The sequence below is a fragment of the Pantoea sp. PSNIH1 genome, assembly GCF_007680655.1.
GTDB classification, from domain to species: domain Bacteria; phylum Pseudomonadota; class Gammaproteobacteria; order Enterobacterales; family Enterobacteriaceae; genus Pantoea; species Pantoea eucrina.
The window spans coordinates 891094-911309 of record NZ_VEIP01000001.1; the positions used below are offsets into that span (position 1 = coordinate 891094).

General features: G+C 58.5%; 20 protein-coding genes. 7 read left to right on the plus strand and 13 right to left on the minus strand.

The genetic code is table 11. The annotated features are described in order from the left end of the window. The gene (locus tag FS690_RS04125; protein ID WP_145339108.1) at positions 1–894 is read left to right on the plus strand and encodes a fructosamine kinase family protein; all 894 of its coding nucleotides are present in this window, start codon (positions 1–3) and stop codon (positions 892–894) included. 4 nt (positions 895–898) lie between these two features. Here FS690_RS04125 and FS690_RS04130 read toward each other — a convergent pair whose 3' ends face one another. Next, complete coding sequence (locus FS690_RS04130) at positions 899–1435, minus strand: YniB family protein (protein WP_039384049.1); 537 nt, start codon at positions 1433–1435, stop codon at positions 899–901. A 145-nt stretch (positions 1436–1580) separates the two neighbouring features. Between FS690_RS04130 and hxpB the strand changes: the two genes are divergently transcribed. From hxpB to FS690_RS04145, 3 genes are all read left to right on the plus strand, one after another. Continuing rightward, on the plus strand, positions 1581–2249 hold the full coding sequence (gene hxpB / locus FS690_RS04135) for a hexitol phosphatase HxpB (RefSeq protein WP_145339109.1): 669 nt from the start codon (positions 1581–1583) through the stop codon (positions 2247–2249). Positions 2250–2389: 140 nt separating this feature from the next. Further along, a complete protein-coding gene (locus tag FS690_RS04140) occupies positions 2390–2977 on the plus strand; it encodes a metal-dependent hydrolase (RefSeq protein WP_145339110.1) in 588 nt (195 codons plus the stop codon). A 157-nt stretch (positions 2978–3134) separates the two neighbouring features. Continuing rightward, positions 3135–4526 (plus strand): L-cystine transporter, encoded by a 1392-nt coding sequence (locus FS690_RS04145; RefSeq protein WP_071668767.1) that lies wholly within the window; start codon positions 3135–3137, stop codon positions 4524–4526. A 65-nt stretch (positions 4527–4591) separates the two neighbouring features. On the opposite strand, the gene osmE is transcribed toward FS690_RS04145, so the two are convergent. Next, entirely contained in the window at positions 4592–4927 is a 336-nt protein-coding gene (gene osmE, locus FS690_RS04150) for an osmotically-inducible lipoprotein OsmE (protein WP_039384034.1), read from the minus strand. A 181-nt stretch (positions 4928–5108) separates the two neighbouring features. Between osmE and FS690_RS04155 the strand changes: the two genes are divergently transcribed. The 3 genes from FS690_RS04155 (at position 5109) to cho (ending at position 8216) form a co-directional block, all read left to right on the plus strand. Next, the gene (locus tag FS690_RS04155; protein ID WP_039384031.1) at positions 5109–6299 is read left to right on the plus strand and encodes a multidrug effflux MFS transporter; all 1191 of its coding nucleotides are present in this window, start codon (positions 5109–5111) and stop codon (positions 6297–6299) included. A gap of 117 nt (positions 6300–6416) precedes the next feature. Continuing rightward, positions 6417–7244, plus strand: coding sequence for an ammonia-dependent NAD(+) synthetase (gene nadE / locus FS690_RS04160; RefSeq protein ID WP_039384028.1), 828 nt, complete (start codon positions 6417–6419; stop codon positions 7242–7244). A gap of 111 nt (positions 7245–7355) precedes the next feature. Then, positions 7356–8216 carry an excinuclease Cho gene (gene cho, locus FS690_RS04165; protein ID WP_039384025.1) on the plus strand — a complete coding sequence of 287 codons (861 nt, stop codon included), beginning with the start codon at positions 7356–7358 and terminating at the stop codon, positions 8214–8216. 81 nt (positions 8217–8297) lie between these two features. On the opposite strand, the gene spy is transcribed toward cho, so the two are convergent. The 11 genes from spy to cheR form a co-directional block, all read right to left on the minus strand. Further along, positions 8298–8789 carry an ATP-independent periplasmic protein-refolding chaperone Spy gene (gene spy, locus FS690_RS04170; protein ID WP_039384024.1) on the minus strand — a complete coding sequence of 164 codons (492 nt, stop codon included), beginning with the start codon at positions 8787–8789 and terminating at the stop codon, positions 8298–8300. 309 nt (positions 8790–9098) lie between these two features. Further along, positions 9099–10088 carry a succinylglutamate desuccinylase gene (gene astE / locus FS690_RS04175; RefSeq protein WP_145339111.1) on the minus strand — a complete coding sequence of 330 codons (990 nt, stop codon included), beginning with the start codon at positions 10086–10088 and terminating at the stop codon, positions 9099–9101. 26 nt (positions 10089–10114) lie between these two features. Further along, a complete protein-coding gene (gene astB, locus FS690_RS04180) occupies positions 10115–11443 on the minus strand; it encodes an N-succinylarginine dihydrolase (protein WP_145339112.1) in 1329 nt (442 codons plus the stop codon). Then, the gene (astD, locus tag FS690_RS04185; protein ID WP_108569272.1) at positions 11430–12908 is read right to left on the minus strand and encodes a succinylglutamate-semialdehyde dehydrogenase; all 1479 of its coding nucleotides are present in this window, start codon (positions 12906–12908) and stop codon (positions 11430–11432) included. Before astD ends, astB begins: the two co-directional genes overlap by 14 nt. Beyond that, positions 12905–13936 (minus strand): arginine N-succinyltransferase, encoded by a 1032-nt coding sequence (gene astA, locus FS690_RS04190; RefSeq protein WP_145339113.1) that lies wholly within the window; start codon positions 13934–13936, stop codon positions 12905–12907. Before astA ends, astD begins: the two co-directional genes overlap by 4 nt. Continuing rightward, entirely contained in the window at positions 13933–15153 is a 1221-nt protein-coding gene (locus tag FS690_RS04195; RefSeq protein WP_145339114.1) for an aspartate aminotransferase family protein, read from the minus strand. The genes astA and FS690_RS04195 overlap by 4 nt, the downstream gene beginning before the upstream one ends. A 371-nt stretch (positions 15154–15524) precedes the next feature. Then, entirely contained in the window at positions 15525–16946 is a 1422-nt protein-coding gene (locus FS690_RS04200) for a YchO/YchP family invasin (protein WP_052246516.1), read from the minus strand. A gap of 171 nt (positions 16947–17117) precedes the next feature. Further along, positions 17118–17759: a protein phosphatase CheZ gene (gene cheZ / locus FS690_RS04205; protein WP_039384014.1), complete on the minus strand. Its 642-nt coding sequence runs from the start codon at positions 17757–17759 to the stop codon at positions 17118–17120. Between the two features lie 9 nt (positions 17760–17768). After that, positions 17769–18158, minus strand: coding sequence for a chemotaxis response regulator CheY (cheY, locus tag FS690_RS04210; protein WP_039384013.1), 390 nt, complete (start codon positions 18156–18158; stop codon positions 17769–17771). A gap of 39 nt (positions 18159–18197) precedes the next feature. Next, positions 18198–19247: a chemotaxis response regulator protein-glutamate methylesterase gene (locus tag FS690_RS04215; protein WP_039384011.1), complete on the minus strand. Its 1050-nt coding sequence runs from the start codon at positions 19245–19247 to the stop codon at positions 18198–18200. Next, the gene (cheR, locus tag FS690_RS04220; protein ID WP_039384010.1) at positions 19244–20119 is read right to left on the minus strand and encodes a protein-glutamate O-methyltransferase CheR; all 876 of its coding nucleotides are present in this window, start codon (positions 20117–20119) and stop codon (positions 19244–19246) included. Before cheR ends, FS690_RS04215 begins: the two co-directional genes overlap by 4 nt. Positions 20120–20216: the final 97 nt, after the last annotated feature.

Below are 20216 nucleotides of genomic sequence, written 5' to 3' on the forward strand. Positions count from 1 at the left end.
ATGTGGTCAGCCATCAGCCGCCTGTTAAGCGAACAGACTCAGCCAGCAGAGATTACGCAGCGCGAGCCCCTGCCCGGCGGGGATATCCATCCCGCCTGGCGTATCCGCTACGGCGATCTGGATGTCTTCGTCAAGTGCAACACCCATGACCGGCTGGACCTGTTCCGCTGGGAGGCCGATCAGCTCAGTCTGCTGGCGCGCACGCAGACAGTCCGGGTGCCGACCGTCTACGGCGTCGGCAGCACGCGCGACGCCAGTTTTCTTCTGCTGGAATATATTCCGCCGCAGCCGCTCAGCGCGGAAGCGGGTTATCAGCTCGGGCAGCAGCTGGCGCGCCTGCATCAATGGAGTGAGCAGCGCCAGTTCGGACTCGATTTCGATAATAATATTACCACTACCCTGCAGCCCAATAACTGGCTGCGGCGCTGGTCGCTGTTTTTTGCGGAGCAGCGTATCGGCTGGCAGCTGCAGCTGGCAGCGGAACGCGGTGTGACCTATGGTGACATGAATCAGATTATTGACAGCGTTCAGCAGGCGCTGGCTCATCATCATCCGCAGCCTTCGCTACTGCATGGCGATCTCTGGCCTGCCAACTGTGCAGATAGCAGCAGCGGGCCATGGATTTTCGATCCTGCCTGCTACTGGGGTGACCGCGAATGCGACCTGGCGATGCTGAGTTATTACCATGAACTGCCGCGTGAGATCATGCAGGGCTATCACGCAGAGTGGCCGCTGGCAGAGGGATTTTCGCAACGCCAGCCTGTATATCAGCTCTATTACCTGCTGAACCGCGCGAACGTTTTTTCCGGCCAGTGGCAGGAGGAGGCGCAGTTTGCCGTCAGTCAGCTGCTTAGCGACGACAAACTGGCGCAGGATCGGGCCAGACCGGCCTGATGATTTAAAGCATGCCCAGCAGCGTCAGTAAAAAGTAGCCGGCAACAGCAATAATTACTGGCAGGATATAGAGCGGAAAAATCTGCAGCAGAATAGTGTGGTGCGGGACGCGAATTTTTTCCTCAAGCTGCGCGCGCGTGCGGCCTTCGCTGCCCTTTGCCTGCTCCAGAATCAGCTGATCTTCAATGCCTTCTTTAACATGCCGCGACTGGCGCCACATGCGCGCACCCGATGCCTGTAAAGCCATGCCGATGAAAATCAGCGCATAAACGATCCAGAAACCGATATTTGCCCCGCCGTGAAAATCGGGCACCGGCGAGTTGTGCCAGAACGGATTGAGAAACGACGTATTGAATTTAAGCATGTCCACCATGACATGGATAAAATCCAGCAATACGGCATCCAGTCCGGGCTGCTTTACGCTGTGCTGATATAAATAACCGAGCATGGAAACAATTGTCGACAGCAGTGCCGGAATGAAAATGATCCAGCCAGCCACGCGCTTAAGGATGGCGACCTGGCCAGCCTGTTGGTATGTCATGCAGACTTTCCTATACAGATAATTATTTTGCCCTAAGTCTACCTGCAGTCGGCGATTTTTTCCTGAAAAATGCGTTACCTGTCGCGTCCTTGTTTTCGCACTCTGGCGTGATAAGGTGGCGCAAACCGCTAAGAAGGATATTGTCATGCGCTATCGTCGTCCGGTGTACGCCGCTATTTTTGATATGGATGGTTTACTGATTGATTCTGAACCGCTGTGGGATCAGGCTGAGATGGAGGTACTGGCAAGCTTTGGCGTTGACGTCAGTCGTCGCGCGGAGCTGCCTGACACGCTTGGCCTGCGCATCGATCAGACCGTACGCATGTGGTATGAGGCACAGCCGTGGCAGGGTGCGACTCAGGCCGACGTCACGGCGCGTATTATCGATCGTACACTATCGCTGATCGAAGCGCAGCAGCCGCTGCTGCCCGGTGTCGATCAGGCGCTGCGGCTCTGTCAGCAGCAGGGGCTGCGGATTGCGCTCGCTTCCGCTTCGCCGCTGGCCATGCTGGAGCGGGTACTGGAGATGTTCCGGCTGCGGCCCTGCTTTTCCGCCCTCGCCTCCGCTGAAGCGCTGCCGCTGAGCAAACCTCATCCGCAGGTCTATCTGAATGCGGCAGCGGCGCTTGATATCGATCCGCTTAACTGTGTGGCGCTGGAAGACTCCTTCAACGGCATGATCGCCTGTAAAGCGGCGCGCATGCGTTCTATTGTGGTGCCTGCGGCTGCACACTACGCGGATGCCCGCTGGGCGCTGGCAGATGTGCGGCTGCCGAGCCTGACGGAACTGCGCGCAGAGCATCTGTTTAACTGACCGCAGGGTGTATGGCGCAGTCTGATACAGCGGTCAGCCAGCGCGAAAATAATTCACTCTTCGTTACAGCGTCACCGTTCTCATTTACTGGATAAATCCCTATACTGGATGCATTGACAGTTTTGTATCCGGATTTAATCATGACGGCCGAAGGCCATATAATTTTTGCTATCGCCAGCGCTATTTTTGCCAAGCGTGCTGAGCTGACACCGGTTTTGGCTGCGGCGGACTGGTGGCATCTGGTTCCCGCTACGCTGCTGACCTGCCTGCTGCCGGATATCGACCACCCCCGATCCACGCTGGGCCAGCGTTTTCGCTGGCTCTCTCAGCCCATCGCGCGGGCGTTTGGACATCGCGGTTTTACCCACAGTTTGCTGGCAGTGGCTATCAGCCTGTGGCTGTTTAAAGTGAACGTGCCGGCAGACTGGTTTCTGCCGGCGGATGTGCTGCAGGGACTGACGCTGGGCTACCTGAGCCATATCGTGGCTGACATGCTGACGCCAGCTGGCGTTCCGCTGCTGTGGCCCTGCCGCTGGCGCTTTCGTCTGCCTATTCTCAGAAGCCAGAGCGGTAATCAGCTGGAGCGGATACTTTGTCTGGGACTGGTGGTTGCGGCGCTCTGGTTTCCGGCTGGCATGCCTGCTTTTGGTGCATACGGCTGGCCGCAGCAGCTGTTTGATACACTGCAATCCAGCGTGAACCGGTTAATTAATCCGCTAAACGGCTAATAATTACGCCATATTAAACAAAAAGTTATAACCCATACTTTTTGGGTATAAGCCTGCACTTAATTGTGCTGCTAACATCCCTGACATTCTCTGATAGAAATTTACGTTACGCTATGCCGCCTGCACTTTGCAGGACGGCATCTTTCTGGAGTTAAGTATGGATTTCCCTCTTATTATCAACATAGTGGTCTTTGCCGCTCTGCTGGTGCTGCTTAACCGCATTGGCAACCAGAGCTGGAGCCTGTCAAAGCGCGTACTGACCGGCCTGGTGCTGGGCGTGCTGTTTGGCCTGGCGCTTCAGGCGGTTTATGGCGAAAACAGCGCAGTGGTTAAGGATTCGATCGGCTGGTTTAATCTGGTCGGTAATGGCTATGTACAGCTGCTGCAGATGATTGTTATGCCGCTGGTATTCGCCTCAATACTGAGCGCGGTGGCGCGTCTGCATAACGCCTCCTCGCTGGGCAAAATCAGCGTGCTGACCATCGGTGTACTGCTGTTTACCACGGCTATCTCCGCGCTGGTCGGCGTGATGGTGACCGGCCTCTTCCACCTCAGCGCTGAAGGGCTGGTGCAGGGTGCGCAGGAGACCGCGCGTCTGAATGCTATTCAGAGCAACTATGCGGGTAAAGTCGCCGATCTCAGCACGCCGCAGCTGCTGCTCTCTTTCATCCCTAAAAACCCGTTTGCCGATCTGGCAGGCGCGAACCCGACCTCCATTATCAGTGTCGTTATCTTTGCTGCTTTCCTCGGCGTCGCTGCACTGCATCTGCTGCGCGATGATAAAGTGAAAGGTGAACGCGTACTGGCCGCGATTGATACGCTGCAGTCCTGGGTGATGAAACTGGTGCGCCTGATCATGAAGCTGACGCCATATGGCGTACTGGCTCTGATGACCAAAGTGGTCGCCGGCTCTAACCTGCACGATATCGTTAAGCTGGGCAGCTTTGTTCTCGCCTCCTATCTTGGCCTTGCGATTATGTTTGGCGTGCATGCGCTGCTGCTGTCGATCAACGGCATCAATCCGCTGCGCTTCTTCCGCAAAGTATGGCCGGTGATCACTTTCGCTTTCACCAGCCGCTCCAGCGCGGCCAGCATTCCGCTGAATGTGGAAACGCAGACGCGCCGTCTCGGCGTGCCGGAAGCGATTGCCAGCTTTTCCGCCTCCTTCGGTGCCACAATTGGTCAGAACGGCTGTGCCGGACTCTATCCGACAATGCTGGCCGTGATGGTTGCTCCTACTGTCGGTATTAACCCGTTTGATCCGGTCTGGATCGCCACGCTGGTCGGGATCGTCACCCTGAGTTCCGCTGGCGTAGCCGGTGTGGGCGGCGGTGCTACCTTTGCTGCGCTGATTGTGCTGCCGGCAATGGGGCTGCCGGTGACGCTGGTCGCGCTGCTGATTTCCATTGAGCCGCTGATTGATATGGGCCGTACCGCGCTCAACGTGAACGGTTCAATGACGGCCGGTTCGCTGACCAGCCGCTGGCTGGGTCAGACCGACAAAAAAATTCTGGAGAGCGATGAGCACGCCGAACTGGCGCATCGCTAAGCGCTGACTTCAGCATGAAAAAGGGCCCGTCTCAGACGGGCCCTTTTTTATTCAGCAAAAAAGAGTTACTGCGCAACCTGCGGATCGGTGTCGTACTCTTTGCAGCTCTGGAAGCCGTAGTTCATCACGCGACCGGTATCGTTGTAGCTGACAAAATAGGTCTGCATTTTGCCATCGCGCTCGCCGATAACGTAAGTCTGGCAGGTGCCACGCGCGTGCGCCATGGTCACTTCGGTCGAAGCCGGACCCGCAATCTGACGCACCTGTTCACGCGTCATGCCTTTTTTAACATCTTTTACCACCGGTTTGGTGACATAACTTTCCGCGCGATCGTAAGTGGTACAACCAGACAGAGCAGCCAGCGTCATAGCGGCAGCGATACATCCCAGCACTTTATTCATTTTTTGTTCCTCATACTTTGTCCATGTCGGAATAAGCCTGGAACACAAATTCAGATTTATCAACCTGGTGGCGACGCTTTTAGATGCGTTCATCGCAATATATCCGGAGTAAAAAAGCTGTGCTGCTGCGCCCTGCTCCGTATAATCGCGCGGTTAACTTTTTACCCGGCTCAGAGGCCCCATGACATCTGCACACCCTAACCGGCTGGTTTACGCCATCACGCTCGGACTTCTGGCGGCGCTCGGACCGCTCTGTATCGACCTCTATCTCCCCGCGCTGCCTGAACTGGCGCGCGATCTGCACACGCAGACCTCCACCGCTCAGCTCAGTCTGACTGCCGGCCTGCTGGGCCTCGGGGCGGGACAGCTGCTATTTGGTCCCATGAGCGATAAATTTGGCCGCATCCGGCCCCTGCTGCTGTCGCTGCTGCTGCTGTTTATTGCCTCTGTCGGCTGCGCGCTGGCAAAAGATATCCATTCGCTACTGATTGCCCGCCTGTTTGAGGGGCTGGCTGGCGCTGGCGGTGCCGTGCTGTCGCGCGCTATCGCCCGGGATATGTATAGCGGACACGAGCTGACGCGCTTTTTTGCGCTGCTGATGCTGGTCAACGGCCTTGCACCGGTGGGAGCGCCGGTACTGGGCGGCGCGCTGATGACAATCATGAGCTGGCGCGGCATTTTTCTCGTACTGGCGGCGATCGCCATTCTGCTGATTCTGCTGGCGCGCTGGCAGCTGCATGAGACGCTGCCGCCTGCACGCCGTAGCCAGGGCTCTCTGTTTTCCGCCTGGGCGGCGCTGGGCCAGGTCGTTACGCATCGGCCCTTTATGGGTTTTTGCCTGACGCAGGGCTTTATGATGTCAGGCATGTTTGCCTATATCGGCGCCTCGCCGTTTGTGCTGCAGCAGATCTACGGCCTCTCGCCTCAGGCGTTCAGCCTCTGCTTTGCTGCCAACGGGTGCGGCCTGATTATCGCCTCACAAACCAGCGCACGGCTCTGTCCGCTCTGGGGCGAATACCGGGTGCTTAAGGGCGGGCTGACGCTGGCATTTGTCGCCTCCGCCACCCTGCTGACCGCCGCGCTGAGCGACGCCGCCCTGCCGGTTATTCTGGTGGCGCTATTTTTCTCTATTGCCAGTAACGGTGTAATCGCAACCACCGCCGCATCGCTGGCGATGCAGAGTCAGGGGCACCGCGCCGGCAGTGCTTCTGCGGTTATCGGCGTCACCATGTTTACGCTGGGCGCCATCAGCGTGCCGGTTAGCGGCGTGGGCGGGACCTCGGTTATCAGCATGAGCGCCACCATTTTCGGCTGCTTTATGCTGGCAATCCTGATGTTTACCCTGCTGGCGCAGCGGCCTGAAAGCGCCTGATTCAGCAGCAAACCGTCTGCGCCAGTCGCCGTTTGGCTTGTTGTTTTGCGGCCAAGGCGTTAGCTTTAGCTGATGTTACGCATCATGCCGTCAGGCTTCTGACTTGAGGAGAGGTTCATGTCACTGCAGCAGGAAATTATTCAGGCCCTTGGTGTTAAACCCGCTATCGATCCGCAGCAGGAGATCCGCGTCAGCGTCGATTTCCTGAAAGCGTACCTGAAAGCGCATCCTTTTCTGAAAACGCTGGTGCTGGGCATCAGCGGCGGGCAGGACTCAACGCTGACCGGTAAGCTGGCGCAGATGGCGGTCAGCGAACTGCGTCATGAGACCGGCGATAAAGAGTACACCTTTATTGCCGTGCGCCTGCCGTATGGTAAACAGGCCGACGAGCAGGATTGTCAGGATGCGCTGGCGTTTATTCAGCCCGATCGTACCCTGGTGGTCAATATCAAAGAGGCGGTGCTGGCGAGCGAGCGCGCACTGCAGGAAGCGGGTATCGCGCTGTCAGATTTTGTCCGCGGTAACGAAAAGGCGCGTGAACGCATGAAGGCGCAGTACAGCATCGCCGGCATGACCAAAGGTATCGTGCTGGGCACCGATCACGCGGCGGAAGCGGTAACCGGTTTTTATACCAAATATGGCGATGGCGGCAGCGACGTGAACCCGATCTTTCGCCTTAACAAAGGCCAGGGTAAACAGCTGCTGAAGGCGCTGGGCTGCCCGGAGCACCTCTGGATGAAACATCCCACGGCCGATCTTGAAGACGATCGTCCCGGCCTGCAGGATGAGGTGGCGCTTGGCGTAACCTATCAGCAGATCGATGATTATCTGGAAGGCAAAACCATCAATGCCGAATCGGCGAAAATTATCGAGGGCTGGTACACCAAAACCGAACATAAGCGCCGTATGCCGGTGACTGTGTTTGACGACTACTGGAAAAAGTAGCCCCTCCCTGCGACTCTCCCTCTGCGGAGAGAGAGTCGCGCCTCGCTTGCCACTGGCGATAAAAGCAGCACGCTGATACACTGTATACAAAACCAGTAAGCGGAGCATTCTTTGGTCAGACGAGCAACCAGCCATCGCCTCGACTTTGACGCGGCGGCAATCTATCAATATCCCGAACACCTGCGCCAGTGGCTTGAAGGGCTGCCTAAAGTGCCCGGCGTCTATACCTTTCACGGCGAGAGTGAAAATCTGCCTCTTTATATCGGCAAAAGCATTAATTTGCGCAGCCGGGTGATGGCGCATTTTCGCACCACGGATGAAGCGAGCATGCTGCGTCAGGCGCGGCGCGTAAGCTGGATCCCCACCGCCGGCGATATTGGCGCGCAGCTGCTGGAAGCGCAGATGATTAAAACGCAGCAGCCGTTATTTAATAAGCGCCTGCGCAAAAATCGTCAGCTCTGCTCACTTCAGCTGGGAGAAGGCGCGCCGGAAGTGGTCTATGCAAAAGATGTCGATTTCTCTCGTTCACCCGATCTCTACGGGCTGTTTCGCAGCCGTTTTGCCGCGCTGGAGAAGCTTAAAAGCATGGCCGATGAGCTGCAGCTCTGTCACGGCCTGCTTGGGCTGGAGAGCCTGCGGCCAGGGCGCGGCTGCTTTCGCGCAGCACTGAAGCGCTGTGCCGGCGCCTGCTGCGGAAAAGAGAGTGTTGAAGCGCACCAGCAGCGGCTCCGCGAGGGGCTGGAACGCTTTCGCGTGGTGTGCTGGCCGTGGGAAGGCCCGGTTGGCATGGTGGAGCGCGGCGCTGAGATGACACAAATCCATGTGATCGATCACTGGTTCTGGCTGGGTTCTGTTGCCACTGAAGCGGAAGCGCGCCAGCTGCAGCGCGCGCGCCAGGGGTTTGATCATGACGGCTATAAAATTCTCTGCCGTCCGCTGCTTTCCGGCGAGTTCCCGCTGATAGAGCTATAAAAAAAACCGCCGACGCTGTTCAGGACGGTACTCTGTCCTGAACAGCGCCGGCGGTCTTAATCCGGATCGGTTACGGTGTGTTTACTCACCGTCAGCAGGCGGTGGTGGCATTTTACCATCGTGTGGTGCTTTTTCCGTCAGGCGCGTTTCGAAATTGGCGTTGTACTGCTTTTTCTGTTCCGGCGTCAGTACGTTATAGATTTTGTTCTGGGTTTCCATCATGCGTACCGCATTCTCTTTGGCGTTTGCGGTCATCTTCTCAGCCTGTGCTTCCGCTTTGCTGCGATCGAAGCTGTCGGCGGCAATAATGGCATGGTTCGCGCGGCGCGCCTCCGGCGACGGGCGCTGCATCTCTTTATGACCATCCTGCATGATGGTGCGGATCTGTGTTTTCTGCGCATCGGTCAGAGTAATGCCTTTAAACATCTCCATACCGTGATGACGCATCGGCTTATGCATCGGCTTTTCAGTGCCGGCCGGCGGTGGCGTCAGGTTATCGGCCGCAGCGTGGACGATATTGGCGGCACCCAGTGCCATTGCGGTAGCCAGAAAAACAGAAGTCAGTTTACGCATAATATTGTCCTTTCTTGTCAGTTATATGACGACAGCCTGTGTCGCGTCTTCGGAAACAAGCATACGACGCTGAACGTCAACTACTCAGAACCTGAGTAAAGCCCTGAAAGCATAGAAGATAGATATCGTGCGATCGTGGAGAGATTGCGAAGAATTACGTGAGAAAATGCAAAAAAGTATGACAATAGCGGGAAAATGGCAGGAATTAAGGAGGAGTGTAATGAGTTTGCCCGCGCCGGGAAAGCAAAATGTTAAGCGATCGCTATCAGCATGGCTGACGCCATCAGGCGTCAGCCATGCTGCGGCCGTTTATTGCGCCGGCATCTGTGCGTTCTCTTCCGTCAGCATCAGCCCGGCGCGTAATCCCGGCGCCACCTGCGGATTGGGAAACAGTACATATTCCCGCGCCTGCTGTACGTAATAGCGCGTGTCGCCCTCTTCTGCCAGCAGCGTGCCCTGGGGAAACGCGGTGAAATTCAGCGTGTCCGCGCTCATATGCAGCGTAAATCCCTCTCCCTGACGGGTGATTTGTTGTGAAACGTGATAGCGCCGCGGCTGCGTATGCGGCTGCGGCCACGTTTTGCCCTCCAGCAGCGCAGCGAGTGCCCGCTGCACTGCCCTGAACTGCGTGAGATCATTTTCACCAAACGGCAGCGCCTTACCCAGTTCCAGCGTCGAACTCGCCGCATGATGATGCTCACAACTATAGTGGGTGAAGGTGCCGCCCGGCGCACGATGAAAAACCAGCGCCTCCAGCTCAGCTGCGGCCAGCCACTGCATAAACGTATCCGGCCACGGTCGCGCGTTCGCGGGCATAACGGCAAAGCGTGGATAATAAGAGCCACGAATAGCGGTATGCAGATCAAGATGCCAGCGCGACGTCTGCCTGTGGCAGCTGCGCCAGAAGCGCTCCATCACCTGTTCCAGCTGCAGGGCGCGCTGTGCCTCACTGGTTTCACTGACCCGCTGCCAGCGGCCACCAAACAGCCGGTTGAGATCGTACTGCTGATAGCGACGGCCGCTGCGCAGCGCCGCCGGATTACCCAGTATCACCAGCAGCCGCACCGCCAGCGGTTTTTCTCCGCTAAGCAGCGGCGCCAGCAGCTGCTCCACTATCTCCACCGGCGCGGTTTCATTGCCGTGGATCCCGGCTGACAGCACCAGCGCCCGGTCGCAGTGCGTCAGCGGCGTCAGCGAGAGGATCCCTTCCGCCTGCCACTGCCAGCGCAGATAAGCTGTCTCGCCCTGCGTGACGGCAGGCGGCGTGCCCGCCAGCGTCTGCTGTAAAAAACTGCGCATATTTTCTCCTTAATCCTGCCTCAGCCTCAGCGCTGAAAGGCGTAGACGCTGCCCAGCTTCAGCAGCTGCGTCAGCGCATCCAGAGCGTCACGCCCCTCCTGCAGCAGCGCCGGATCGGCTAAATCCGCCTGCGTGAGATAGTCGCGATAGTGGCGTTCTGCCCACTGGCTGAGCTGCGTAAACAGCTGCTCGTTCATCATTACCGCCGGGTTGACCGCCCGCTGCTCTTCTGCCGTCAACACGACCCGCAGGCGCAGGCAGGCTGGCCCGCCGCCGTTGCACATGCTTTCACGCAGATCGAATACCGTGAGCTCCCGAATTGGTCCGCCGCTCTCTGCCAGCTCCGTCAGATAAGCCCAGACGCCCGGATGCTGCCGTGCCTCTTCGGGCAGTATCAGCCGCATACCGCCATCGGGGTGCTGCAGCAGCTGACTGTTGAAGAGATAGGTCGCCACCGCGTCGCTGACGGATACGCGCGCGCGCGGCACCACGATGGCGGTAAACCCCGGCACCCGCTCTGCCAGCTGCTCCAGCAATGCAGGCTGATTGACGAAAGCCTCTTCGTGACAGAACAGCACCTGCTGATTACTGACGGCAATCACGTCGTTATGGAAAACGCCCTGATCGATCACCGCCGGGTTCTGCTGCACGAAGAGCGTGCGCGCCTCGTCAAGCTGATGCAGACGCGCGACCGCTCTGCTCGCTTCCATCGTCTGGCGCGCCGGATAGCGTTCCGGCGTGATGCCGGCGTGCTGCCCTTCGCGCCCATAGACGAACAGCTGCAGGCCGGCGTCGCCGTAGCGCGCTCCGAAGCGATTATGATTCGCGGCCCCTTCGTCACCAAACAGCGCCACCTGAGGCAGCGCGTCATGCACGCAGAAACGCTGCGGGTCGCGGAAGATCGCCCGCAGCAGATCAGCCGTTTCCGGTGCTTCAATGGACCGGTGAAACTTATTATTCAGATTGGCAACGGTAAAATGAACGCGTCCGTCACCGCTGTCTGCCGAGGGCGATACGGTGGCCGCGTTGGCAACCCACATCGCCGAGGCTGAACTGGCGGCTGAGAGCAGCTGCGGCGCCTGCTGCGCAGCGCGCGCCAGCACCTGCGCGTCACTGCCGTAAAAACCGAGCTGGCGCAGCAGCGGCAAATTAGGTCGCTCGTGCGGCGGGATCACGCCCTGCAGATAGCCGAGATCGGCCAGCGCTTTCATTTTGCGTAGTCCCTGCAGCACCGCCAGTCTGGGATTAGAGGGCTGCAGCTGATTGCGGGTTGACGCCTCATTACCAAATGAGAGGCCCGCGTAGTGGTGCGTCAGGCCAACCAGTCCATCAAAATTGACTTCAGCTGCGTTCATGGCGCGCTCCCTGAGCAGAGAAATCGAGACCCGGCGAGAGCGTATCGGGCAGGGCCAGACTGCTGCTCTCCAGGGTTGCCATCGGCCAGGCGCAGTAATCCGCAGCGTACCAGGCGCTGGCGCGGTGGTTGCCGGAGGCGCCAATGCCGCCAAACGGCGCGGTGCTGGCCGCACCGGTCAGCGGCTTGTTCCAGTTGACGATACCGGCGCGCGCCTCCAGCAGCAGCTGATCAAACTGCGCCCGCTGCGGTGAGATCAGACCGCATGAGAGGCCATAGCGCGTGGCGTTAGCCAGCGTAATCGCCTCGCTGTAGTCGTCATAACGGATGATTTGCAGCAGCGGTCCGAACACCTCCTCATCCGGCAGCGCACTTACATGGGTCATATCGATAATGCCTGGCGTAATAAGTGCGCGCTGGCGATCCGGCCACTGCATATTCAGCAGCACTTCACCGCCCAGCGCCACGCGCTGCTGCCACGCCTGATAGATCTGTCCGGCCGCCGCAGGCGAAATGACGCTGCCCATAAATGGCTGTGGCTCAGCATTCCACGCTGCGGGCTGCAGCCGGGCGCTGACGGCCACCAGCCGCTGCAGAAACGCGTCCCCCGCCGCGCCACGTTTTACCAGCAGGCGACGTGCGCAGGTGCAGCGCTGCCCGGCAGAAATAAAAGCTGACTGGATGACGATATGTACGGCGCCATCAATATCCGCCGGATCTTCCACAATCAGCGCATTATTGCCACCCATCTCCAGCGCGAGCATCTTCTCCGGCTGGCCGGCAAACTGCCGGTGCAGGTGATACCCGGTAGCCGCGCTGCCGGTAAACAGGACGCCATCAATCTGCTCTGCCTGTGCCAGCGCCTGGCCGCTTTCCCGTCCGCCCTGCACCATATTGATGACCCCCGCCGGGAGCGCTGCCTGCTGCCAGAGCTGCACGGTGCGTTCCGCGGTCAGCGGCGTCAGCTCGCTCGGCTTAAACACCACGCAGTTTCCTGCCAGTAGCGCGGGCACAATGTGGCCATTTGGCAGATGCCCCGGAAAATTATAGGGCCCGAATACCGCCAGTACACCGTGCGGACGATGGCGCAGTGCGCTTTCACCCGACTGCTGTTCGCCGGTACGGGCGTGATACGCTTTCACTGAAATGGCAATTTTATTGATCATCGCCTGCACTTCCGTCAGCGTCTCCCAGCGCGGCTTGCCGGTTTCCTGTGAGATGATCTCCGCCAGCTCCACCTTATGCTGCTCCAGCAGCGCGGCAAAGGTTTCAATCCCTGCCTGACGTGCCGTGAACGGCAGGCGCGCCCAGTGCGGGAACGCTGCGCGGGCTGCCGCACAGGCGGCGCTGACCTGAGCCGCAGAGGCGGCGTTGCCCTGCCACAGCTGTTCGCCTGAGACCGGATCGGCTTTTGTGAAGAGGTCACCGTCGCCGCGCAGCCACTGATTATTAATAAAGTGCGTCATGCCTGTTTCTCCTCACGGCAGAGTGTTACAACCCGTAGCGCATCACCATATTCACAGCGCAGCGCCTGACGCTGGCTCTCACTGAGGCAGACGTGACCGGCGGCGATATCCACCGGCAGTAGCGTGGCGCGAAACTGCTGATAGTTGCTGTTAGCGACCAGGCAGAGCGGCCAGTGCGCCTGCGCGTCACCGGCGCCTGCTGGCAGCAGCGTACTTTTGCGAATGGCCCGGATACGATCAATTTCACACTCCAGCGTCGGTCCGCCATCAAAGATGTCGACATAGTTCTGATAGCGAAAACCTTCCGCTTCCAGCACCGCGCGCGCCGGCGCCGTTTTCGGGTGTACTTCACCAATGACGCGCTGCGCTGCCTCGCTGAGATAGTGAATATAGAGCGGATGTTTCGGCATCAGCTCTGCGATAAACGCTTTCTGACCGGTACCGCTGAGAAAATCAGCCTGGCGAAACGGCATAGAGAAGAAATGGCTGCCCACGCTCTCCCAGAAAGGGGAATGACCGCTGTCATCGCTGACGCCGCGCATCTCTGCCACCACGTTGCGCATAAAGCGATCGCGGAAGTTCGCCATAAAAAGAAAGCGTGATTTAGAGAGTAAATAGCCGTTTCTGCCGTCACGGTAGTCGGGATCGAGAAATAGCGTACAGAGTTCGCTGCTGCCGGTGTGATCGTTGCTGAGCGACAGCACTGGCAGGCTGGCATACACGTTCAGCTCTCTGGAGGCGTGTACCTGCGTGCCAACCCGGAAGTTGTACCACGGCTCCTGCAACCCGACCGCCACTTCAATCGCGCAGATCCCCACGGCCCGGTTATCGTCACTGCTGGCCAGCACAAAGACGTAACCCTGTTCAGCGCGCGGCAGCGCCCCCTGCCAGGTCAGCAGTGAACGCTCAATACGCGCCTGCAGCGTGGCGCTGTCTTCCGGCAGCGAGGTAAGGCCGCCGCCGGTTTTACCCGCCAGCAGAAGCAGCTGCGCCAGGTCATCATGTTCAACCGGGCGGATCACCATCATGATGTGGCTCCTCTGAGAATACGTTCACAGGCGCGCTCAAAACGCGCCAGCCCCTGCTGCACCTCCTCCTGGCTGATGTTTAGCGCGGGCGCAAAGCGCACGACGCTGGCACCGGCAATCAGGACCATGACGCCCTCTTCGGCGGCCGTCAGGTTGAACTGTTTGGCTTTTCCGGCGAAATCGTCGTTGAGTACGGCGCCAATCAGCAGCCCGAGGCCGCGAATAGTTTTAAACACCGGCAGCCGCTGGTTAATCGCCTGAAGCCGATCAACAAACCACTGATGCCGCTCGGTCACGCCAGCGAGGAAAGCGGGCTGGTTGACCAGCTCCAGTACTTTACCCGCTACCGCGCCTGCCAGCGGGTTACCGCCATAAGTGGTACCGTGGGTGCCCACCCCCATTACCTGCGCCAGATCCTCACGCGTCAGCATGGCACCAATCGGAAAGCCGCCGCCCAGCGCTTTTGCGGTACTCAGCACATCCGGCGTAACGCCATAGTGCATATAGGCGTAAAGCGATCCGGTGCGTCCCACACCGCTTTGCACTTCATCAAAAATCAGCAGCGCCTGATGGCGGTCGCACAGCTCCCGCAGGCCGCGCAGGAAGGCTGCATCGGCAGGTAAGACGCCGCCCTCGCCCTGAATCGGTTCAACAATCACGGCGCAGGTGTTGTCGTTAATCAGCGCGGCGGCCGATTCCAGGTGATTAAACTGCGCATGCTGAATGGCCGGCGGCAGCGGCGCAAAGTCGCGCGAATAGGCGGGCTGGCCGCCAGCCGACACCGTAAACAGGGTGCGGCCATGAAAAGCGTTAGTGAACGCCACAATGCCGCTTTTTTGATCGCCGAAACGGTCGTGTGCCACTTTGCGCGCCAGCTTAAGCGCAGCTTCGTTCGCCTCAGCGCCGGAGTTGCAGAAGAAAACGCGGTCGGCAAAGGTGGCATCAATCAGCTGTTTTGCCAGCCGCAATACCGGCTCGTTGGTATAGCCATTGCCGGTATGCCACAGCTTTGCCGCCTGCTCTGTCAGCGCCTGCTGCAGCGCCGGGTGTGCATGACCCAGCGCATTCACTGCGATCCCGCCAGCAAAATCGATATACTCTTTGCCCTGTTGATCCCACAACCGCGATCCTTCAGCCCGTACCGGTATAAAGGTTGCGGGTGCATAGACCGGCATCATCCATTGATCAAAATCGTGACGTGTAATCTGCAGTGACATAGCCGGATCTCCTGCCTCACCCCGGGTGAAGCTATTGTTTTAAAATTGTTAAGAGTGCGTAATCAGCAGCCCGACTATAAGGTGCAGCAAGCGTGCCAGCCAGAGGGAATAATGCATAAAAGGGAGTCAGCGACGAAATTTCAATGGGTTAAGGCAGGCTGCTATTCACTTATTTTGCATAAAAAGTGAATATTACGGTTGCGCCGCCGCTAAGACAGCAAATTATTTAGCGGATTTATGCATTTATGGAAGGAAATGTTGCTTTTGTGATCGCACAGCAAATATTTCGCCATAACAGGGCAGATGGCGCGCGCTGGCAGCGCAGCACGCGCCATCGTGGTGCGAAAAAGCGCCTTCGCGCACGGGGGCGATCAGGGCGCCATGATATCGAAGCTGTCCTGGTTTTGTGGCGCCAGTGCCACCGGCGGCTGCAGCTGAAGATCGATCCAGTTTGACGTCACCCGCTGCTGTTTGCTGTCTTCAACCGTTACCGACAGACGATAGTGATTCGTTGCGCCTGGCGACGTGTCCCAGGCGGGCATAATAATACTCCAGCCCTGCGGATCGTCAGGCCGGGTCCCCGGCGTCAGGCTCAGCGCCTGCGTGTCGCCCTGCCAGCTTACTTTACGTACCGGATTCGCGCTGCGGATCTGCACTTTCAGCGACAGACTCTCACCAGGATTCAACTGCCACGGCGGCGTAGCGAGAAAAACAGAGAAGGTTTTTCGCTGGCGAAAAGCCAGAACCGGCGTCGAGCTGCGCGTCACCGTATCGTAGCGGCTGCCGCGCAGCGAACGGGTGGCTGCAACGTTATCCGGGCTGAGCTGCTGGCTGAGCGCCACGCCGAACCGGTAGTTAAGGTGCAGCCCGAGCTGATCCTGACTCTCCCCTTCGCTGCTGGTTTTGTGGCTGGCGGAAACGGTGACCAGCGGCACTGGCGTATAGGAGAGGCCCAGCGTCAGCGCAGAGGGGTTGTGATACGTGTTGCCGGAGTTGAACAGATCGACATTGTTGCCCAGATACTGCTGCCAGCTAACGGAGACGCCCAGCTGACGATAAAACGGCAGATAGCCGCGCGTGGTAACGTCATAACCGCGCGCCAGCCGCTGCTGCTGAAACGGATTGCGGTTGCGCCAGCCTGAGAGCGGCGTGTAGTAGTTGGCTGAAAAGCGCAAAAAGTCAGACCAGGCCTCCGTACCCACTGATGCCCGCTGCAGCCCGCTGTCGAACATACGATCAACAAATCCGTTATAACCAAGCAGCCAGTTGCCCGCCACCCAGCGCTGACCCAGGCCAGCATTACCAATCAGCCCGTCATCCGTCTGATGCACGCCCAGCTCGCTGAAGGTCAGATAGTTATAGCGATCGGCCCACGGCGTCAGCAGCGACGCCCCGCTGCCGCTGAAGTTACCTTCCATGTCGACATTAAGATCGATCTGCGCCTGACCGTAAGGCGACAGCAGCAGCTGGCCTTCATCCGCCACCCGGGTGGCCACCTCATCGCGAAAGTGATTAAACGCCCAGATCCCCGCCTGCTGCCCGAGCGACGTCTCACTGTCACCGTTCTGGCTCGCTTCGCCGATGCTCTTTGCGATGGTCGCCAGTTTTTTACTTAAGACGTCGCTATCAGCGTTATAGCCCAGCGCCGGCAGGTCGTCGGCCATTTGCCGGAAGTGAGCGGGATCGGTAAAGGGCGCGTCAGCCACGCGGGTAGCGGTCGTCAGCGCCAGCGCAGGCAGCGCTACGCCAGTCAGGCAGAATGGCAGAAGTGTGCGGATAAGCAGTGGCAACATAAAATCAGCTATCGTTTCGGTAATAAAGTAGACGGCGATCACAAAACGGCAGATCTAACCTTATCACACTCTGCTGATTCTGCAGGCAATTTAGGAGGATTTACGGAAAGCGGTGCGGGCGTATGGCAGAGCAGTGCAGAGACAGACCGGGTGCCTGTCTCTGCGCTGCGGTTAAAAACCTAAGCTGTCCAGCAGATCATCAACCTGATCCTGACTGGAGACCACGCCAGGGGCATTAGCGTGGATCTGCGGGCCGTTCAGCAGGCTGGTGGCCTCTTTGCGCGCCGCCGCGTTTGCCTCTGGCATGTTCTCCAGCAGCACCATCAGCAGCTGCCGTTCAATTTCCTGGATGACATCCATCATGCGCTTGATCACCTGACCCGTGAGGTCCTGAAAATCCTGCGCCATCATAATATCCAGCAGCTGCTTGTTGGTGAATGACGTATGCTGCGGCACCTCAGCGAGAAACTCACGCGTATCCGAAACCAACTCGCGCGCATCAGCAAGCTCAATCGGGTTTTCAAACCACGCATCCCAGCGCCCTTTTAACTGCGTGGCGCCCGCTTCCATCTTATCCTGATGCGGCTGTGACGCTTCCACGCTGTTCAGCGCACGTTCTGCTGCCTGCGCCGTCATCTGTACTACATAATCCAGACGATCGCGGGCATCCGGGATCGCTTCTGCGGCTTCGGCAATCGCCTGATCCAGCCCGAGTTCACGCAGGCTGTCGCGCAGCATACGCGTCAGCGAGCCAATTCGGACAATAATGTCGTGTGCCGAGGCTTCTTCAGTTGATTTCGGAAGGTCGCTCATCACATCTCCTTACATGCCCAGTTTTTCGAATATTTTACCCAGCTTCTCTTCCAGCGTGGCGGCGGTGAAAGGTTTTACTACGTAGCCGCTGGCGCCAGCCTGAGCGGCAGCAATAATGTTCTCTTTCTTCGCTTCTGCCGTCACCATCAGCACCGGCAGCTTGCTCAGCGTGGCGTCGGCGCGAATGGTCTGCAGCAGCTGCAGGCCATCCATGTTTGGCATGTTCCAGTCAGAGACCACGAAGTCGAAGCCGCCTGCGCGCAGTTTATTCAGCGCATCAACGCCATCCTCGGCTTCTTCAACGTTATTGAAACCCAGCTCTTTCAGCAGGTTGCGGACGATGCGACGCATGGTGTTAAAGTCGTCCACTACCAAAAAGCGCATATTTTTATCAGCCATATCTACTCCTGTGTTGTCTCGTCCGGCAGGACGGGCTCGTTAAATTCGCAATGCCTGTCCGGCGCTAATTTTTGCCAGCATATGCTGGCTGATGTGGCCCAGATCGACCACTTCACTGGTGCCGCCCATCGCTATTGCTTCGCGCGGCATGCCAAATACCACACAGCTGGCTTCATCCTGCGCGATGGTCCAGGCGCCTGCGCGATGCATTTCCAGCATCCCGGCCGCGCCGTCATTTCCCATCCCGGTCAGAATGACGCCCACTGCATTTCGTCCTGCATTGACGGCCACCGAGCGAAACAGCACATCCACAGAGGGTTTGTGCCGGTTAACCGGCGGGCCATCATTAAGTTTTACAACGTAGTTCGCTCCGCTACGCCCCAGCTCCATATGCATTGCGCCTGGCGCGATATAGGCGTGACCCGGCAGAATACGTTCGCCATCCTCCGCCTCTTTCACGGTGATCTGGCAGAGCTTGTTCAGCCGCTCGGCAAACGAGCGGGTAAATCCCGGCGGCATATGCTGCGTGATCAGCAGCGCCGGACTGGTCGCCGGCAGCGGCTGCAGTACATGGCGGATCGCTTCCGTACCGCCGGTGGACGAGCCGATCGCAATCAGCTTTTCACTGCTGAGCAGCGGACCCGCTTTCAGCGTGACCGGCGCCGGCGACACGGTGCGTGTATGCAGCTTCGCCCGCGCCGCGCCGCGAATTTTGTCGGCGATCATCTGGCTGTAAGCCAGCATGCCCTCGCGGATCCCCAGCTGCGGTTTCGTGACAAAATCCACCGCGCCCAGCTCCAGCGCGCGCAGCGTGACTTCCGAACCCTTACCGGTGAGAGAGGAGACCATCACCACCGGCATCGGCCGCAGACGCATCAGTTTTTCCAGAAAGTCGAGGCCATCCATACGCGGCATCTCAACATCCAGCGTCAGCACCTGCGGGTTGTACTGTTTGATTAAATCCCGCGCTACCAGCGGGTCCGGTGCCGTCGCAACCATCTCCATATCGGGATGGCTGTTGATGATCTCCGTCATCAGCTGGCGCATCAGCGCCGAGTCATCCACGCACATCACGGTGATTTTGCTCATCGTCTTTCCTTAGTCAGCCCATACACGGTCTGCCCGCGCAGCCAGAACTCTTTGCTGATCTGGCTGAAGTTTTCTGAATGCCCGGCAAACAGCACTCCGCCCGGCTTCAGCAGCGGAACAAAACGGCGCAGGATTTTTTCCTGAGTCTCTTTATCGAAGTAGATCATTACGTTGCGGCAAAAAATAGCGTCAAACGGGCCAGGCAGCGCCCACTCATTAGCCAGCAGATTAAGCTGCGAGTAGTGCACCATACCTGCCAGCTCAGGGCGGACGCGCACCATGCCTTCATGCGGGCCGGTGCCGCGCAGAAAGAAACGCTGCAGCTGCGATTGCGACAGCGTGCGCAGCTCCTCCTGGCGATAGACGCCCGCTACCGCTTTCTCCAGCACCTGCGTGTCGATGTCGCTGGCGTGAACCTGAAATTTGCCAGGTCCGGTGCCCAGCGTTTCAGCCAGCGTCATCGCAATGGAATAGGGCTCTTCGCCGGTTGACGCGGCCGTACTCCAGACGCTGTAGCTGCCGCTGCGTTTCCGGGCGTGTTCTGCCAGGATCGGGAAATGATGCGCTTCGCGAAAAAACGAGGTCAGGTTAGTGGTCAGCGCATTGATAAACGCCTGCCACTCTGCGCTGTTTGGATCCTGTTCAAGCAGCGCCAGATAGCGGCCGAAATCGTCGATATTCAGCGTCCGCAGCCGGCGAACCAGGCGGTTGTAGACCATCTCACGCTTATGATCGGCCAGGACAATACCCGCGCGCTGATAGATCAGCTGGCTGATACGGCGAAAGTGCGTATCGGAAAGCGGCAGACGCTGTACCATCTGCGCAAGCAGCGTGGTCGGCTCATTTTGATCGAGGAACGTCGATTTCTTCATCTCGGGCCATCCGGCAACAAACTGTTAAGTGATAGTTCTCTGATTGCTACGCTGCTGCCGGTACTTACCGGGTAAGCGGGCCGCCCAAAGCGGCCCG

What these genes read in the sequence shown, in the direction of transcription:
- cheY (WP_039384013.1), bottom strand. Translation starts at nt 18,158, where the DNA reads ATGGCTGATAAAAATATGCGCTTTTTGGTAGTGGACGACTTTAACACC.
- astA (WP_145339113.1), bottom strand. Translation starts at nt 13,936, where the DNA reads ATGATGGTGATCCGCCCGGTTGAACATGATGACCTGGCGCAGCTGCTT.
- FS690_RS04140 (WP_145339110.1), top strand. Translation starts at nt 2,390, where the DNA reads ATGACGGCCGAAGGCCATATAATTTTTGCTATCGCCAGCGCTATTTTT.
- astE (WP_145339111.1), bottom strand. Translation starts at nt 10,088, where the DNA reads ATGCGCAGTTTTTTACAGCAGACGCTGGCGGGCACGCCGCCTGCCGTC.
- FS690_RS04130 (WP_039384049.1), bottom strand. Translation starts at nt 1,435, where the DNA reads ATGACATACCAACAGGCTGGCCAGGTCGCCATCCTTAAGCGCGTGGCT.
- cheZ (WP_039384014.1), bottom strand. Translation starts at nt 17,759, where the DNA reads ATGAGCGACCTTCCGAAATCAACTGAAGAAGCCTCGGCACACGACATT.
- spy (WP_039384024.1), bottom strand. Translation starts at nt 8,789, where the DNA reads ATGCGTAAACTGACTTCTGTTTTTCTGGCTACCGCAATGGCACTGGGT.
- FS690_RS04200 (WP_052246516.1), bottom strand. Translation starts at nt 16,946, where the DNA reads ATGTTGCCACTGCTTATCCGCACACTTCTGCCATTCTGCCTGACTGGC.
- FS690_RS04195 (WP_145339114.1), bottom strand. Translation starts at nt 15,153, where the DNA reads ATGTCACTGCAGATTACACGTCACGATTTTGATCAATGGATGATGCCG.
- FS690_RS04155 (WP_039384031.1), top strand. Translation starts at nt 5,109, where the DNA reads ATGACATCTGCACACCCTAACCGGCTGGTTTACGCCATCACGCTCGGA.
- astD (WP_108569272.1), bottom strand. Translation starts at nt 12,908, where the DNA reads ATGACGCACTTTATTAATAATCAGTGGCTGCGCGGCGACGGTGACCTC.
- nadE (WP_039384028.1), top strand. Translation starts at nt 6,417, where the DNA reads ATGTCACTGCAGCAGGAAATTATTCAGGCCCTTGGTGTTAAACCCGCT.
- astB (WP_145339112.1), bottom strand. Translation starts at nt 11,443, where the DNA reads ATGAACGCAGCTGAAGTCAATTTTGATGGACTGGTTGGCCTGACGCAC.
- FS690_RS04125 (WP_145339108.1), top strand. Translation starts at nt 1, where the DNA reads ATGTGGTCAGCCATCAGCCGCCTGTTAAGCGAACAGACTCAGCCAGCA.
- FS690_RS04215 (WP_039384011.1), bottom strand. Translation starts at nt 19,247, where the DNA reads ATGAGCAAAATCACCGTGATGTGCGTGGATGACTCGGCGCTGATGCGC.
- cheR (WP_039384010.1), bottom strand. Translation starts at nt 20,119, where the DNA reads ATGAAGAAATCGACGTTCCTCGATCAAAATGAGCCGACCACGCTGCTT.
- hxpB (WP_145339109.1), top strand. Translation starts at nt 1,581, where the DNA reads ATGCGCTATCGTCGTCCGGTGTACGCCGCTATTTTTGATATGGATGGT.
- osmE (WP_039384034.1), bottom strand. Translation starts at nt 4,927, where the DNA reads ATGAATAAAGTGCTGGGATGTATCGCTGCCGCTATGACGCTGGCTGCT.
- FS690_RS04145 (WP_071668767.1), top strand. Translation starts at nt 3,135, where the DNA reads ATGGATTTCCCTCTTATTATCAACATAGTGGTCTTTGCCGCTCTGCTG.